The organism is Dokdonella fugitiva (genome assembly GCF_004342425.1).
GTDB classification, from domain to species: domain Bacteria; phylum Pseudomonadota; class Gammaproteobacteria; order Xanthomonadales; family Rhodanobacteraceae; genus Dokdonella_A; species Dokdonella_A fugitiva.
Window position 1 is genome coordinate 198,502 of sequence record NZ_SLWQ01000003.1, and the last position, 15,037, is coordinate 213,538.

At 69.2% G+C, this 15,037-nt stretch carries 13 protein-coding genes; 4 read left to right on the plus strand and 9 right to left on the minus strand.

Annotation, left to right across the window (positions count from 1 at the left end; genetic code table 11):
* Nucleotides 1–141: 141 nt before the first annotated feature.
* Complete coding sequence (gene folK, locus EV148_RS07720) at nt 142–621, plus strand: 2-amino-4-hydroxy-6-hydroxymethyldihydropteridine diphosphokinase (protein ID WP_131996043.1); 480 nt, start codon at nt 142–144, stop codon at nt 619–621.
* A gap of 36 nt (nt 622–657) precedes the next feature.
* Here the strand turns inward: folK and EV148_RS07725 are convergent, their stop codons facing one another.
* On the minus strand, nt 658–1,404 hold the full coding sequence (locus tag EV148_RS07725; protein WP_131996046.1) for a pteridine reductase: 747 nt from the start codon (nt 1,402–1,404) through the stop codon (nt 658–660).
* Between the two features lie 74 nt (nt 1,405–1,478).
* Between EV148_RS07725 and EV148_RS07730 the strand changes: the two genes are divergently transcribed.
* Nucleotides 1,479–2,654 carry a class I SAM-dependent methyltransferase gene (locus EV148_RS07730; RefSeq protein WP_131996049.1) on the plus strand — a complete coding sequence of 392 codons (1,176 nt, stop codon included), beginning with the start codon at nt 1,479–1,481 and terminating at the stop codon, nt 2,652–2,654.
* A gap of 66 nt (nt 2,655–2,720) precedes the next feature.
* Here the strand turns inward: EV148_RS07730 and EV148_RS07735 are convergent, their stop codons facing one another.
* Nucleotides 2,721–3,947, minus strand: a complete 1,227-nt coding sequence (locus tag EV148_RS07735) for a multifunctional CCA addition/repair protein (protein WP_131996052.1) — start codon at nt 3,945–3,947, stop codon at nt 2,721–2,723.
* A 59-nt stretch (nt 3,948–4,006) separates the two neighbouring features.
* On the opposite strand from EV148_RS07735, the gene EV148_RS07740 reads away from it, so the two are divergent.
* The gene (locus EV148_RS07740; RefSeq protein ID WP_131996055.1) at nt 4,007–4,474 is read left to right on the plus strand and encodes a group I truncated hemoglobin; all 468 of its coding nucleotides are present in this window, start codon (nt 4,007–4,009) and stop codon (nt 4,472–4,474) included.
* 128 nt (nt 4,475–4,602) lie between these two features.
* Here EV148_RS07740 and EV148_RS07745 read toward each other — a convergent pair whose 3' ends face one another.
* Complete coding sequence (locus tag EV148_RS07745; RefSeq protein WP_131996058.1) at nt 4,603–5,532, minus strand: complex I NDUFA9 subunit family protein; 930 nt, start codon at nt 5,530–5,532, stop codon at nt 4,603–4,605.
* Between the two features lie 273 nt (nt 5,533–5,805).
* Nucleotides 5,806–7,914, minus strand: coding sequence for a transglycosylase SLT domain-containing protein (locus tag EV148_RS07750; protein WP_158287375.1), 2,109 nt, complete (start codon nt 7,912–7,914; stop codon nt 5,806–5,808).
* Between the two features lie 210 nt (nt 7,915–8,124).
* On the opposite strand from EV148_RS07750, the gene EV148_RS07755 reads away from it, so the two are divergent.
* Nucleotides 8,125–11,025, plus strand: coding sequence for a TonB-dependent receptor plug domain-containing protein (locus EV148_RS07755; protein ID WP_131996064.1), 2,901 nt, complete (start codon nt 8,125–8,127; stop codon nt 11,023–11,025).
* 121 nt (nt 11,026–11,146) lie between these two features.
* Here EV148_RS07755 and EV148_RS07760 read toward each other — a convergent pair whose 3' ends face one another.
* From EV148_RS07760 to EV148_RS07780, 5 genes are all read right to left on the minus strand, one after another.
* Nucleotides 11,147–11,950 carry an endonuclease/exonuclease/phosphatase family protein gene (locus EV148_RS07760; RefSeq protein WP_131996067.1) on the minus strand — a complete coding sequence of 268 codons (804 nt, stop codon included), beginning with the start codon at nt 11,948–11,950 and terminating at the stop codon, nt 11,147–11,149.
* 103 nt (nt 11,951–12,053) lie between these two features.
* A complete protein-coding gene (locus tag EV148_RS07765; protein WP_131996070.1) occupies nt 12,054–12,734 on the minus strand; it encodes a thiol:disulfide interchange protein DsbA/DsbL in 681 nt (226 codons plus the stop codon).
* 41 nt (nt 12,735–12,775) lie between these two features.
* Nucleotides 12,776–13,432, minus strand: a complete 657-nt coding sequence (locus tag EV148_RS07770) for a thiol:disulfide interchange protein DsbA/DsbL (RefSeq protein ID WP_131996073.1) — start codon at nt 13,430–13,432, stop codon at nt 12,776–12,778.
* 33 nt (nt 13,433–13,465) lie between these two features.
* Complete coding sequence (locus EV148_RS07775) at nt 13,466–14,149, minus strand: thiol:disulfide interchange protein DsbA/DsbL (RefSeq protein WP_131996076.1); 684 nt, start codon at nt 14,147–14,149, stop codon at nt 13,466–13,468.
* A 110-nt stretch (nt 14,150–14,259) separates the two neighbouring features.
* On the minus strand, nt 14,260–14,976 hold the full coding sequence (locus EV148_RS07780) for a c-type cytochrome (RefSeq protein WP_131996079.1): 717 nt from the start codon (nt 14,974–14,976) through the stop codon (nt 14,260–14,262).
* Nucleotides 14,977–15,037: the final 61 nt, after the last annotated feature.

Sequence of the window (15,037 nt, forward strand, 5' to 3'; positions counted from 1 at the left end):
GGGCTTGCCGGACCTCGTGTCCGGCAATCGCCCACCCTAGGCGCGCGGCGCGCGACTGTCGAGGCGCGGCACGGCCCGGCGCGCCGAACTGCGGGGCAACCCGCACTTGACGGCGTGCATGGCGCACGGCTCGAATGCGTCATGCATCACGCTTGGCTCAGTCTCGGTTCCAATCTCGATCCCGAACGCCACCTGCGCGCGGCACTCGCCGAATTGCGCGCGCGTTTCGCGATCACCGTTTCCACCGCCTATCGGTTCCCCGCGGTCGGCTTCGACGGCCCGGATTTCGTCAATCTCGCCGCAGGCATCGAGAGTGATATCGACGCACCTGCACTCGACGCCTGGCTGCATGCGCTGGAGGATCGCCACGGCCGTCGCCGCGACGTACCGCGCTATTCGAGCCGCACGCTCGACGTCGACATCGTGCTGTTCGACGACGCGATCATCGACGGCCCGGGCCATCTGCAGGTACCGCGGCGTGAGCTTGCCGAGACCTTCGTGCTCAAGCCCCTCGCGGAAATCGCGCCCGACCTGCGTGTCCCCGGTGACGGCCGCACGCTCGCCGACCTCTGGTCCGCCTCCCCCGACCACGCGACTTGCTTCGATCCTGTCGCGTTGTAGATGCCTTCGGGCCGGGCCAGGACTGCAGAAAACCTGTCACATCGACAGCGAGCGGCCGCCGTCGACGCGGATGATCTGGCCGGTCACGTAGCGAGCGTCGCGCAGCAGCCAGAGCACGGCGCCGGCGACGTCGTCGGGGGTGCCGGGGCGGGCGAGCGGCGTGCGCGCGATGAGTTCCTGCTGGTCGGCGTAGTCCTTGCCCGCCTCGGGCCAGAGCACGGCGCCGGGTGCAACGCCGTTGACGCGCACGAGCGGCGCGAGTTCCTGCGCGAGCGCGCGCGTGAGCATCGCCAGCGCCGCCTTGGCCATGCAGTAGACGCTGTGGCGCGGTAGTGGTCGCTCGGCATAGATGTCGACGAGGTTGACGATCGCGCCGTTGCGACCGGCGAGGTGAGGCGCGGCCGCCTGCGCGAGGAACAGCGGCGCGCGCGCGTTCGCCGCGAACAGCTCGTCCCATTGCGAAGGCGTCACCGTCGCGAGCGGCGTCGGGTAGAACGCGGACGCATTGTTGACGAGCGCGTCGAGGTGGCCGAAGCGCGCGAGTACGGCGTCGACGAGATCGGGCAGGCAGTCCGCATCGCCGAGTTCGGCCTGCAGGGTCAGCGTGCTGTCGGGTCGCCGCGCCTCGAGTTCCTGCGCGAGCGCCTCCTGCTCCGCGTACGAGTTGCGCGCGTGCAGGGCGAGGTCGTAGCCGGCCGCATGCAGGGTACGCACGATCGTCGCGCCGACGCGGCGGGCGGCGCCGGTCACGAGCGCGACCGGGCGTTGCTGCGTGCTCGCCATCGTCGGTTCTCCTCGGGTTATGCTTCCTCTACGTCACCGCCGAGAGTGCCGCAGAACGCCGCGGCCGACCAGTCCTGAACACATCACTTCCCGAACCGGGCGCCGACGAGCGCGAACATTCCGACCAGCTTGCCGCGCTGCTGCGCGACGAGATCCGCGCGGGCGGCGCGATGCCGTTCGCGCGCTGGATGGAGCTTTGCCTGTACGCGCCGGGACTCGGCTACTACAGCGCGGGTCGCACGAAATTCGGCGCCGCCGGCGACTTCGTGACCGCGCCGGAACTCGGCGACCTCTACGCGCGTTGCCTCGCGCGCGCATTCGCGCCGACCGTGCGCGCGCTCGGTCCCGACGCGGATTTCCTCGAGCTCGGCGGCGGCAGCGGCGCGTTCGCCGTCGCGGCGCTGCGCGAGTTCGCCGCGCAGGACGCGTTGCCGCGCCGCTTCCTCATCCTCGAACCGAGTGCCGACCTCGCCGCGCGCCAGCGCGCGCGCGTCGCCGCGGAACTGCCGCCGGAGATCGGCGCGCGCGCGGCATGGGTCGCGCGGCCGCCGGAGCACGGCTGGCGTGGCGTGCTGTTCGCCAACGAAGTCGTCGACGCCTTGCCGACGACGCGCTTCACCGTGCGCGAAGGCGAGGTCTACGAGGAGCACGTCGCGCTCGATTCGACCGAGCGCTTCGAGCGCGTCGATCGTCCGGCCGACCTGCTCGTCGGCAACGCCGTCCGCCACCTCGAGCGCGTGCTCGGCGCACCATTCGCCGACGGCTACCGCTCCGAGGTGCTGCCGCACCTGCCGTACTGGATGCAGGCGGTGACCGCTTCGCTCGAGGCCGGCGTCGTGCTGTTCGTGGACTACGGCTATCCGCGCGCCGAGTACTACCTGCCCGCGCGCAACGACGGCACGCTCGTCTGCCACTACCGCCATCGCGCGCATGCCGACCCGCTGCACTGGCCCGGCCTCACCGACCTCACCGCCTTCGTCGACTTCACCGCACTCGCCGAAGCGGGCGTCGGCGCCGGCCTCGACTTCGTCGGCTACGCGCCGCAAGGCCAGTTCCTGCTCGCGAGCGGCCTGCTCGACGTCGTCGGCGACGACCTGCCCGAGATCGAGCGCGTGCGGCGCGTCGCCGAAGTCAAACGCCTGACGCTCCCGGGCGACATGGGCGAACGCTTCCAGGCGATCGCGTTCGCCCGCGGCGGCGTCGACGCGCTGCCGGGGCTGCGCGCGTTCGACCTCTCGCATCGGTTGTAGCGCGTAGACTTCACGTGCTTTCCCGCACTGGGCCGGCGCGGCGGCACGCGCCCGGCGCGTACCGCCCTACATGGTGCGTTCGAGCGAAGCGATCGCGGCGATGCGGGCGGCGCGGACGGCGTCACCGACCTTGGGACCGGTGATGCCCCGGGCGACGAACGGCGCGGCATCGATCGCGCGCGCGGCGGCGTGGGCGGCGCGCAGGTAGTCGGCTTGCGGATAGGGTTCATCGGCGAGGCCGAGGCGGCCGCGCTTGTCCGCTTCGCAGGCGGCGAGGAAGCGCGCGACGCGCTCGGGACGGCGGAATGCGTCGAGGCTCTCCAGCAACTTGAGCACGGTTTCCGGCCGCAGTTCGAATGCGCGGTGCGCGTCGAGATGGAAGCGGCAGACGAGTTCGGCCAAGGCTGCGTGTTCGGCCGGCACCTTGAGGCGCGCGCTGACCGCGCGCACCGGCTCGCGGCCGCGCTGCTCGTGCATGACGTGGCGCGGCAGTTCGTCTTGCGGCGTGAGAGCCTTGCCGAGGTCGTGCACGAGCGCGCACCAGCCGACGAGGTCGTCGCCGGGGGCGAGGCGGGCGGCCTGGTCGAGCACGAGTTCGATGTGCCGACCGGTGTCGACTTCGGGATGGAACTCGGCGCGTTGCGGCACGCCGTACAGCGCGTCGACTTCCGGGAAGACCACGCGCAGCGCGCCGCATGCACGCAGGGCGCGCAGGAATGCCGATGGCGCGGGCTCGCCGAGCGCCTTGCGCGTCTCGGTCCAGACGCGTTCGGCGACGAGGTGGTCGACCTCGCCGTCGTCGACCATGCGACGCATCAGCGCGAGCGTCTCGTCGGCGATGCGGAAGCCGAGCGGCGCGTAGCGCGCGGCGAAGCGCGCGACGCGCAGCACGCGCACGGGGTCCTCGACGAACGCGGGCGAGACGTGGCGCAGCACGCGCTGTTCGAGGTCGCGGCGGCCGGCGAATGGGTCGACGAGTTCGCCGCGCTCGTCCATCGCCATCGCGTTGATCGTGAGGTCGCGTCGCTCGAGGTCCTGTTCGAGCGTGACCGAGGGATCGGCATGGAACGCGAAGCCGTGATAGCCGTGGCCGGTCTTGCGCTCGGTGCGCGCGAGTGCGTATTCCTCCTGCGTCGCCGGATGCAGGAACACCGGGAAGTCCTTGCCGACGGGGCGATAACCGGCCGCGCGCATCTCGTCCGGCGTGGCGCCGACGACGACGAAGTCGCGGTCGGCGACGTCGCGGCCGAGCAGGCGATCGCGCACGGCGCCGCCGACGAGGTAGATGCGCATCGCTTGACTTGCCCGTGGAAACCGGCTGGCATTGTGCCAGTGAACCGGGGGAGATTCGCATGCACGCGCGCCATGTCGTCCTCGCTTGCGCGTTGCTCGCCGTCGCGGCATGCGCGAACACCGCGAACAAGCCCGCACCGGCCGCGCCCCCGGCGCCAGCCGCCGCGCGCGACGATTCGCTCTACCGCGCGCTCGGCGCACAGGCCGGCATCGAGAAGGTCGTCGATGCCGCGCTGGTCGAGATCCACAACGACCCGCACATCGACCTGTTCTTCGCCAACACCGACATGCCGGATCTGCGCCGCCTGCTGGTCGAGCAGTTCTGCGCGGCGACCGGGGGCCCGTGCGAATACACCGGCCGCAGCATGGAAGAGGCGCACGGCGGCCTCAACCTCACCGACGAGGATTTCGATCGCTTCGTCGCCGACCTCGTGCGCGCGTTCGACAAGGCGGCCGTGCCCAAGGACCTGCAGCAGCAACTGCTCGCGCTGTTCGGCCCGATGCGCCCGCAGATCGTAGGGCAGTAGGGCGGCTCGAGCCGCGCAGCGGCGAGTGCCGCCGTCGTCACGTTCGGCGAACCCGCGGCGGCCTCACGGATGAGCGCCTCGGCCCCGGCCATGTGCCTCGTGCGCTTCGTGCCGCCCTGCGCGGTCGATCAACCCTGTCGGTTGCGATCGCGTCGGCGACCCTCCGCTCCGAGCAGGCGTGGCACGATCGCTTCCATCGGCGTGGCGACGATGCCGAGGGCGGCGAGGCCGTCGTCGCGCACGACCGAGTCGAGCTGCAGCGAGCGGAAGTTGTCGCGCGAGATCGGCTTGCCCGGCAGCCATTCGCCGACCAGCGCCTGCACGCGGCCGAGTGCATCGGGCAGCGGCAGCACGAGGCGCCGCCTGCCGGTCATGCGTGCGGTCCAGCGCACGAGTTCCCCGAGCTCGATCACGCGCGGGCCACCGAGTTCGTAAACGTGCCCTCGTGTGTGCGGATGCACGAGCGCACGGGCGAAGGCCTCGGCGACGTCGCCGACGTGGACCGGCTGGAAGCGTGCGCGCGCGCGCGCCAGCGGCAGCATGGGCGCGATGCGCAGCAGCGACGCGAAACGGAAGAACAGGCCGTCGCCGTCGCCGAAGATCACGGACGGGCGGAAGATCGTCCAGGCGAGCGGAGACGACTGCACGAGTGCCTCGGCCTGGCCGCGCGTCGCGAGGTAGTGGCTCGTGCCCTCGCCCGCGCGCAACGCGCTCATCTGCAGCAGCCGCGGCACGCCGTCGCCGATGCAGGCGTCGATCACCGTGCGCGTGAGTTCGACGTGCGCCTTGCGGAATCCGCTGCCGTCGTTGCCGCGTTCGTTGAGGATGCCGACGAGGTTGACCACTGCGTCCGCGCCGGCGAATTCGCGCGCGAGCACGCTGCGGTCGTACACGTCGGCATTGGCGATCGCGACGCGCGGCAGCACGCCGAGCTCGCGATGCAGGTCGCGATTGCGCGTGAGCACGCGGAGCGCGTGGCCATCCCGCTGCAGTCGCGGCACGAGGTGGCGCCCGACGAAGCCGGTGCCGCCGAGCACGACGATCTTCTGCGGTCTCATCGCGGACTCCTGCAGGGAATCTCCCGTTTAACGCCTTTCGCCTGCGCTTGCAAATCCGCGGTGCCGTTCAACGGCGAAAGGCGTGGAACACGAAGGACGCGAAGGAAGGCGGAAGAGGGAAAGAGCCAAAGCTTGAAACACGGAGCACGCGGAGAAGAGCGAATGCCTTCTCCGTGTGCTCCGTGGGCTCCGTGTTTCAATCTCTCTCTTCGCTCTCTCGTGTCCTTCGTGTTTCAGGCTTTCGCTTCTCTTTGCCTCCGGATTGCGCGGAGGCTAGCGTGGTGCGGACGGTTGCGGTGTGGCGGGACCGGTGATCCCTGCATCGGGTGGGGGTGCGTCGCTCGCGGGCGCGTCCGCAGGGGGTTTTTGCATCGCCGCGCTCGCGCAGACGACCTCCTTGCGCGGCGTGGATGCGTCAGGTGCGCGATAGGATTGGCCGATCTTCGGCATGCGCGCCGACAGCGGCAGGGCCTTGCCGTTCATGCGCCAGTCGTAGATGACGCTGAAGGCGAGCACGCGCGCGACGTATTCGCGTGTTTCCTTGTACGGGATCGTCTCGATGAAGAAGTCGGGGTCGAGCGAGCCGCGCGCGTCGAGCCAGCGCCCCACCGGTGCCTGGCCCGCGTTGTAGGCCGCGCTCGCGAGCCACGGGCTGCCGTCGTAGGCGTCCGCCATGCGACCGAGGAAGCGCGTGCCGAGCTGCACGTTGAGGGTCGGGTCGAACAGGTCCTGGGCGCTGGAATACGGTAGTTTCTCCGCCTTGGCGAGCTTCTTCGCGACGCCCGGCAGCAATTGCATGAGGCCATACGCGTCGGCGTGCGAATGCGCATCGGTCATCCACGCGCTCTCCGCTCGCAGGATGCCGTATGACCACGACGGGTCGATCCCCACGCGCGCGGCCTCGCGCCTGACCAGCGCCTCGAGACCGAGCGGGAAGCGCTGCTCGTACAGCCGTTGCGTTTCCGGATCGGCCGAGAACGCGAACACCGCGCGGTCGTACCAGCCCTTGCGATAGGCGTAGTCGGCGGCGAGGCGGCGCTGGTTCGCATCGAGTTTGCCGAGCGCGAATCGCCATTCGCGCCGCGCGTCCGGCAGCATGCCGAGTTCGCGGAACTCGAACGCACGCTCGAGATCGGGCTGCTGCGCGAGCGCCGCTTCCGATTGCGCGTCACCGGCGAGTTTGAGCGGACAGATCGAATACGCCGTTCCGCTCCAGTCGGCGGCGAGGAAGCCATGGAAGTTCGCCTCGCGCGCGACGTCGGCGTAGAGCGCCTTCGCCTCGTCGTCGCGGCCGAGCTTGCCGAGCATGCGCGCGCGCAGGTAGCGCCAGCGCGCATCGGCCTTCTGCGTGTCCGACAGGCGATCGAGCGCTGCCAGCGTCTCGGCCCAATCGCCACCCGCGAGCGCGACGCGCACGCGCCATTCGCGTGTCGCGTCGTCGTCGGCGGCCGCGGGCAAGGCCGCGAGGCGCGCGGACGCATCGGGCGAATAGCTGGTCGCGCGGTACAGCGCGAGCGCGTTGAGGATGCGGTTCTTCTGCGCCTCGTTCCACTTGAAGCGCGCGCCGAGGTCGGCCCACGCGGTTTCCGCGGCGTCGCTGTTGCGGCGTGCATGGCGCGCGAGCGCGTACGACAGCGCATCGCGCGTGCGTGCGTCGTCGGCCCAGTCCTTCGCCTTGGCGAGGATCGCCGCGGGCTCGCGCAACGCGGCGACGATGCGATCGGCAGCGACGCGTTCGCTGCCGGTGAGCAGCGCGGCTGCATCGTCGGCGGCATCCGCGCTGCCGGCGTCGGCAGCGCGCTCGAGGTGCTCCCACACCTGTGCATCGGACACGACGTGCTGCACGCGCAGGGCCTGCAGCACCGCCTCGCAACTCGCAGGCAGCGCGCGGTCGCCCTGCCAGAACGGCTGCACGTCCGTGGCGTAGTCGGGCTTTTCCCCATCGGCGAGGCGGGCGAGCAATGCATTGCACTGCAGGTCGCGGTCCTCGCTCGGCGCGTACGTTGCGCGATACGTCTTCCAGTCGCCGCGGCGCGCGAGTTCGCGCAACCAGGCCTCGCGCAGGTCCTGCGCGGGCAGGGTGCCGCGCCAGCGCTCGAGGAAGCGCTCGACCTCGGCGCGTTCGAGCCTGGCGATGCGCGGCCGCAACGCGGCGAGTTCGATGTAGGGATAGAGCGGGTAGCGGTCGGCGTCGAGCCCGGCGGCGAGTTTGCGCCAGGCGCCTTCGGGTGGCTTCTTAGCGGCTGCGAGTGCGGCGCGGAACTGGGCGCGCTGGCTGGCGCGGTCGGCCGCGGCCGCGGGAACGGCGGCGCAGCCCGCCGCGAGCACGAGCAAGGCGGCGCATGCGCGCCACGATCGCCGGACAACAGGGGTCGAACGCATTGGAACGTCTCGATTCGGCGTGCCCCAGTGTAGCGTGCTGCGCTGCCGCATCGCACGGCGGCGTGACATCGAAATCGCCATCCGCGCAACACGTCATAGCAAACCCGAAACATTTGTTTTACATTTTCTTGACGCTTGCGCCCGGGGGAGGGAAGACCACCGCGCGTGTGCCTCCATCGAACCATCCCGTGACCACCCTTGGAGATTTTCATGCGTTCACGTCTGGCCAGAGTTGCGATCCACGCCCTCTCGGGCGCCATCCTTTCCGCGCTCTATGTCGCGCCCGCGCTGGCGCAGGACAGGACCGGCGAGGACATCCAGAAGCTGCAAGCGATCGAAGTCACCGGCTCGCGCATCAAGAAGGCCGAGATCGAAGGCCAGACGCCGGTGCTCACGATCACCTCGAAGGACATCGAGGCGACTGGACTCGGTTCGATCGGTGACGTGATCCAGCGCCTCTCGGTCAGCGGCTCGTCGCTCAACACCAAGTTCAACTCGGCCGGCAACTTCGGTTTCCCGCCGGACGGTGGCGGCGTCGGCTCGGGCTCGACCACGATCTCGCTGCGCAACCTCGGCGCGAAGCGCACGCTGATCCTCGTCGACGGCCTGCGCTGGGTGAACGAATCGTCGGCGTCGGGCGTATCCGCCGCGGTCGACCTCAACACGATCCCGGCCAGCGTGGTCGATCGCATCGAGATCCTCAAGGACGGCGCATCGTCGCTGTACGGCTCGGACGCGATCGCGGGCGTGATCAACATCATCACGAAGAAGAAGCAGGACGGTCTCGGCTTCCACGTCTACGGCGGCGACTACTCGACCGGCGACGGCAAGACCTGGTCGGGCAACATCTCGCTCGGTGGCAGCACCGACAAGTTCGACTTCTTCATGGACATCAGCCGATTCAAGCAGAACGGCATCAGTTCGAATGACTGGGCGCAGTCGCGCTTCCCGGTGCCGGGCGTGGGCCTCGCCGGCGGCAGTTCGGCGACGCCGTTCACGCGCTACCTGTTCGACACGCCGAACGGGGAGGACTTTGGTGGCCTTTGCGACGGCGGCTTCTGCAACATCACTGCGAACGGCGCGACGCCGCCGGGCGGGGTGCAGTCGTTCCCGGACGGCTTCCACGGATTCACCGGCGCCGATCGCTTCAACTTCGCGCCGTACAACCTGCTGCTCACCCCGCAGGAGCGCACCGGCATTTTCGCGCAGGGCACGTACCACATCACCGACCACGTCAACTTCACGCTGAAGGGCCTGTACAACACGCGTGATTCGACCAACCAGGCCGCGCCCGAGCCGATCTTCCTCGGCAAGCAGTTCTGCGCCGCGCGCGACCTCTGCTACAACGTCGGCGTCGATGCCACCAACCCGTACAACCCGTTCGGCTTCACGCTCGACGGAGCGAGCCCCAACTTCGGTCTCGGCCGCCGCGCGGTCGAGGGCGGTCCGCGCGTGTTCAAGCAGAAGGTCGACACGAAGTACTACACCGCCGGATTCAACGGCGACTTCAGCTTTTCCGACCACCAGTTCTTCTGGGACGTGAACTACGTCAACAGCTCGAACGATGCGCGCCAGACCGTCGACGGCACCTACAACATCCGCCACATCATGAATGCGCTCGGTCCGGTCGACCAGTGCACCGCGCCGTGCGTGCCGCTCAACCTGTTCGGCGGTCCGGGCACGATCACGCCGGAGATGCTCAACTACATCCTGTTCCAGGAAAACGACCACAGCACGCAGGACCTCGAGGTCTGGACGGCCAACATCTCGGGCAACCTCTTCCAGCTACCCGCGGGTTCGCTCGACGTCGCCGCCGGCTACGAACACCGCAAGCTCGACGGTTCCTACACGCCCGACGCGGTCGTCGTCGCGGGTGATTCGAACGGCGTGCCGTCCGGTCCGACCAAGGGTGGCTATTCGATCGACGAGTTCTACCTCGAGCTCAACGCGCCGCTGCTCGCCGACATGGCGTTCGCCAAGCATCTGGACCTGTCGGTCGCGTCGCGCTGGTCCGACTATTCGAACTTCGGCAACACGACCAACAACAAGTTCGGCCTGCGCTGGCAGCTCGTCGATGACCTGACCCTGCGCGGCACGTGGGCCGAAGGCTTCCGCGCGCCGTCGATCGGCGAACTGTTCGGCACGTTCTCGCGCTTCGACGCGCAGCTCATCGACCCCTGCGGCGGCAACGTGACGCCGAACTGCGAAGCGCTCGGCGTGCCGCCGGGCTTCACGCAGAACAACCCGCAGATCTCGATCATCACGGGCGGCAATCCGGAGCTGAAACCGGAAACGTCGACCAGCCTCACGCTCGGCGCGGTCTACAGCCCGTCCTGGGCGGAGAACACGGGCTGGTCGCAGCGCGTCGATTTCGAACTGACGTACTACAAGCTGCACGTCGATGACGCGATCCTCGCGCCGGACGCCAAGACCCAGCTCGATCGCTGCGTGGCGACGCTCGACCCGCTGTTCTGCACCGGCATCACGCGCGCCGCGAATGGTTCGATCGACGGCTTCAACAACACGCTGCGCAACCTCGGCCGCATCGACACGCGCGGCTACGACCTGGGCGTGAACTGGGTCGGTCCGGAATGGTCGTGGGGCCATGTCGGCGCCAACTGGCAGCTGACCTACACGAAGGACTACAGCGCGGTCGCTTCCGATACCGGCGCGGCCGAGCCACGCGGCGTCGGCGTCGAAGTCGCCGACAGCGGCATTCCGAAGTACCGCTCGACGCTGAGCCTCAACTGGGGCCTCGCCGATTGGAGCGCGAGCTGGACGATGCGCTACATCTCGCACCTGACCGAATCGTGCGGCGGTTCCGACAACGGCTATCGCGACTTCCCGACCTGCCGCAGCCCGGACGCGGGCCCGATCGTCGACAGCAGCGGCCCGTCCGGGCTCAACCGCCTCGGTGCAGTCACGTACCACGACCTGCGCGTGAGCTGGAAGCTGCCGACCCGCTTCGAGATGAGCATCTCGGGCGGCATCAACAACATCTTCGACAAGGATGCGCCGGTCTGCATCTCCTGCTCGCTGAACGGCTACGACGCGTCGAACTACGACCTGCCGGGCCGCTTCACCTACGTCGAGGCGAGCGTGAAGTTCTGATCAGGTCCGCTTGATGGGGAAGGAGAAGGGCCGCCTCGTGCGGCCCTTCTTCTTTCCGAGCGCCAGGCGTAGTCGGCGACGACCGGCGCGCGGCCGCGCAGGGTTCCGGATGCGGGACGCGTCAGGATGCGTCGACGGAAGGCTCCGTCGTCGCGAACGCGGGCATGACGATGCTCGCGGCGATCGGCAGGTGGTCCGATACCGGATGCGGCAGTGCCCAGCGTTTCTCCACTTCGATGCCGCGCGAGACGAGGATGTGGTCGATCGCGCGCGTCGGCCGCCAGCTCGGGAACGTCGCGGGCGCGTGTTCGGGCCGCACGAGCGACGTGCGCGCGTAGAGCAGGTCGAGTTCCTTGCCTTGCGCGGGCGTATTGAGGTCGCCCATGAGCACCGCATGCGGGTGCTGGCCGATGATCTCGGCGAGGAACGCGAGCTGGCGCGCACGCGCGGCCGGGCCGAGCGCTAGATGCGCGATGACGACGACGAGCGAAGCGTCGCCGCGACCGAAGCGTACCCACAGCGCGCCGCGGCCGGGGATGCGGCCGGGCAGCGGGTAGTCGAGCACTTCGTCCGGATGCAGGCGCGCGAGCAGGCCGTTGCTCGACGTCGCGAGCCGCGACACGCGCCGGTTCGGCTGGTGCGTCCAGTACGGGAAACGCGCGGCTTCGGCGAGGTACTGCGTCTGGTTGAGGAACCCCGACCGGAGGCTTCCGGCATCGGCTTCCTGCAGGCCGACGAGGTCGAACTCGCCGATCACGCGCGCGAGGCCATCGAGATTGGCGCGCTTGCCGTGCGGCAGCACGTGCTTCCAGCTGTGCGTGACGTAGTCGCGATAGCGTTTGACGCTGCCGCCGGCGAGGATGTTGCAGCTGAGGAGGTTCAGCCGTCGCGCGTCGGATTCGGTGCGGGCGGCGAGGTGGGTCATGACGCGAGGCTAACCAGCATGCGCGGCAGGGGCAAGCGCCGCCTGCGACGCGTGGCCGGCGCCACCCGTGGGCGCGCCGGCCGCGTTGCGCCGATGCACGGCGCTATTTCTTCTTCGCGGCGGCCTTGGCCGGCTTCGCATGCTCGTCGTGTTCCTTCTTCACGAGGAAATTGACCAGCTCGATCATCTGCGGATAGCCACCGGCCGACTGGCCGCTCAGGCGGTACTTGCCGGCGACAAGGATGCTCGGCGTGCCGTCGACGCCGGCGCCGCGCACGACTTCCGTCGCGTGCTGCAGCTTGCTCTCGACCTCGAACGACGCGGCCGAGGAGAGGAACTTCGCCTTGTCGACGCCGTGGCCGGCGTAGAAGCCGGCGAGGTCGTCGATCGTGCGCAGCGGCAGGTGGTCGCGATGCAGCGCGTCGAACAGCGCCTGATGGGTCTGCTCGAGCACGCCGAGCGACTGCGCCGCGTAGAACGCGCGCGCGTACGGCTCCCACTGCGCATTGAAGATCGCGGGCATGTAGCCGAACGCGGCGTAGTCGGGCAGCGACTGCTTGATCTGCTCGGCGTACGGCTGGAAGTGCGCGCAGTGCGGGCACGCGTACGAGAACACTTCGAGCACCTCGACCTTGTCACCGCTCGAGGTCGGCTGCGGCGGGTCGATCAGGAAGTAGTTCTTGCCCGCTTCCCACGTCGCCGGTGCGGCGGCAGCCGGTTCGTCCGCGGTCGCGGTCGACGCCAGCAGCAGGCCGGCGAGCAGGAAGCCCAGATGTTTCAGCATGGCGATGTCCTTCGGGTGCGACGGTCGATGGGCCGCGGCGATCAGTGCTTCTTCGCCGCGGATTCCTGTTTCACGAGGTACAGCGCGATCTCGACCATCTGGTCGAAGCCGATGCCCTTGTCCGGGTTCGCGATGACGCGGTACTTGCCGTTGACGATCAGGGTCGGCGTCTGGTCGACGCCGTACTTGCCTTCCATCTCGCGGATCTTCGCGATGCGACCGTCGATCACGAACGATTGCATGGTCGAGACGAAGCTTTCCTTGTCGGCGCCGAACCCGGCGTAGAAGCCGGCGATGTCGTCGAGCGAATTGAGCGGCCGGTGGTCGCGGTAGATCGCGTCGAACAGCGCCTGGTGCGTCCTGTCGAGCAGGCCGAGGTCCCTGGCGACGTAGAAACCGCGCGCGAACGCGACCCAGCGCGGCTGGAAGTCGGCCGGCATCAGCACGAACTCGGCATTCTTCGGCAGCTTCGCCTTGAGCGCTTCCGCGTACGGCTGGAAATGCGCGCAGTGCGGGCACGCATAGGAGAACACCTCGAGCACCTCGATCTTCGAACCGGTGCTGGTCGGCTGCGGCGGATCGATCGGCTGCCACGCCGTGCCGGCTTCCCACTTCGGCGCGGCGTCGGCGTCGGCGGCATGGGAGAACGCCGTCGTGCAGGACAGGCCGGCGACCAGGATCAGGCTGCGCATCAACATCGGGCTCTTCCTCTCGGGTGGAGGGAGGCGTGCCTACTTGGCGGCGCCGTCCTTCTCGATCAGGAACTTGATCAGCGGCAACACCTTGTCGACGCCGCCGGCGCTCGCGACCGTCAGGCGATACTTGCCGTCGACGACGAGGGTCGGCGTGGAATCGACGCCGTAGGCCTTGAGCATCGCATCGGCGCGCTTGACCTTCGTGTTGATCGCGAACGAGTTGGCGGTCGCGGTGAATTCGTCGGGCTTCACGCCGAACTTGGCGTACGCCTTGGCGACGTCCTCGATGCTCGGCATCGGGTTCTTCGGCTTGTGCGTGCTCGCGTCGCTGATGCGCAGCGGGCCGTCGTCCTTCCAGACGAAGTCGAAGGTCGCGTCGTGCGTCTGTTCGAGGATGCCGAGTGCCTGCGCCGTGTAGAACGCGCGCTGGAACACCGGCCAGTCCTCGTCGGGGCGGAAACCGGCGGGCAGGTAGAGGAGTTCGGTGCCGGCCGGCAGTTCCGCCTTGAGCTTGCGCATCGTCGGCTGGAACATGTTGCAGGCGGGGCAGGCGTAGGAGAACACCTCGACCACTTCCGGCTTGTCGCTCGCGGTCGCCTGCGGCGGCTCGACCAGGAAGTAGTGCTTGCCCGCCTCGAAGGCGTCGTCCGCGTGCGCGGCGGTGGCGAAGGCGGCGCCGAGCAGCAGCACGGACGCGGTCTGGAACAGGCCCTTCAACATCGAGGATCTCCTGGAAAATGGTACGGGGTCGGCGCACGCGCCGCGGTCGGCGGCGCGAGTCTCGATGCGGGCCGCTGAACGCGACTGCAATCCGTCGCGCGCCGCTTGGATCACTTCGCGGCGGCCTGGGTTCCCGTGGCCGTGTGCAGGCCTTCGACGTAGGAGGCGACCGCCGCGATGTCGGCGTCGCCGAGCTTCTGTGCGATCGCCGGCATCACCTTGGCGTTTGCATCCTCGCCCCAGCTCGTGCCGGCCTTCCAGTCCTTGAGCTTGGTCGCGACGTAGTCGGTCCACTGGCCGCCGAGCTGCGGGTAGCCCGCGCCGGCCATGCCGCGGCCGTCGGGACCGTGGCAGGCCATGCAGGCGGGAACGCCGAGCTTGGCGTCGCCGGCGCGATAGAGCGCCTGGCCACGCTCGACCAGCGCGTCGTCGGCGACGCCGGGCAGCGCGGCCTTGCCGGCGAAGTAGGCGCCGACGTCGTGCATGTCCTGCTCGCTCAGCGGCGCGGCGAAGCCGAGCATGATCGGGTTCTGGCGCTTCTGGCCCTTGAAGAGAGCGAGCTGGCGCGCGATGTACGCTTCGTTCTGGCCGGCGAGCTTGGGATACTGCTTGTCGGTCGGATTGCCGTCGATGCCATGGCAGGCGCCGCACACGGCCGCCTTCGCCTCACCGGCCTTGGCGTCGCCGAGGATCGGCCCGGCGTGCGCCGGGGCGGCTTCGGGCGCGGCGGCAGCCGCTTCGCTCGGCGCGGTCTGCGCCTGTGCCGCGCCGGCGGCCAGCGCCGTCACGGCGAGCAGGGACTGAACAAAGACGCGCCGAAAGCTCATACACTCACTCCGCAAACCCGTGGGATGACCGCGAACCCGCCTTGCACGTGCCGGATCGGCG

Excerpts from the sequence above, each read along its gene's own strand:
- EV148_RS07725 (WP_131996046.1), bottom strand. The coding sequence starts at position 1,404 with ATGGCGAGCACGCAGCAACGCCCGGTCGCGCTCGTGACCGGCGCCGCC.
- EV148_RS07740 (WP_131996055.1), top strand. The coding sequence starts at position 4,007 with ATGCACGCGCGCCATGTCGTCCTCGCTTGCGCGTTGCTCGCCGTCGCG.
- EV148_RS07775 (WP_131996076.1), bottom strand. The coding sequence starts at position 14,149 with ATGTTGAAGGGCCTGTTCCAGACCGCGTCCGTGCTGCTGCTCGGCGCC.
- EV148_RS07765 (WP_131996070.1), bottom strand. The coding sequence starts at position 12,734 with ATGCTGAAACATCTGGGCTTCCTGCTCGCCGGCCTGCTGCTGGCGTCG.
- EV148_RS07735 (WP_131996052.1), bottom strand. The coding sequence starts at position 3,947 with ATGCGCATCTACCTCGTCGGCGGCGCCGTGCGCGATCGCCTGCTCGGC.
- EV148_RS07780 (WP_131996079.1), bottom strand. The coding sequence starts at position 14,976 with ATGAGCTTTCGGCGCGTCTTTGTTCAGTCCCTGCTCGCCGTGACGGCG.
- EV148_RS07750 (WP_158287375.1), bottom strand. The coding sequence starts at position 7,914 with ATGCGTTCGACCCCTGTTGTCCGGCGATCGTGGCGCGCATGCGCCGCC.
- folK (WP_131996043.1), top strand. The coding sequence starts at position 142 with ATGCATCACGCTTGGCTCAGTCTCGGTTCCAATCTCGATCCCGAACGC.
- EV148_RS07760 (WP_131996067.1), bottom strand. The coding sequence starts at position 11,950 with ATGACCCACCTCGCCGCCCGCACCGAATCCGACGCGCGACGGCTGAAC.
- EV148_RS07745 (WP_131996058.1), bottom strand. The coding sequence starts at position 5,532 with ATGAGACCGCAGAAGATCGTCGTGCTCGGCGGCACCGGCTTCGTCGGG.
- EV148_RS07755 (WP_131996064.1), top strand. The coding sequence starts at position 8,125 with ATGCGTTCACGTCTGGCCAGAGTTGCGATCCACGCCCTCTCGGGCGCC.
- EV148_RS07770 (WP_131996073.1), bottom strand. The coding sequence starts at position 13,432 with ATGTTGATGCGCAGCCTGATCCTGGTCGCCGGCCTGTCCTGCACGACG.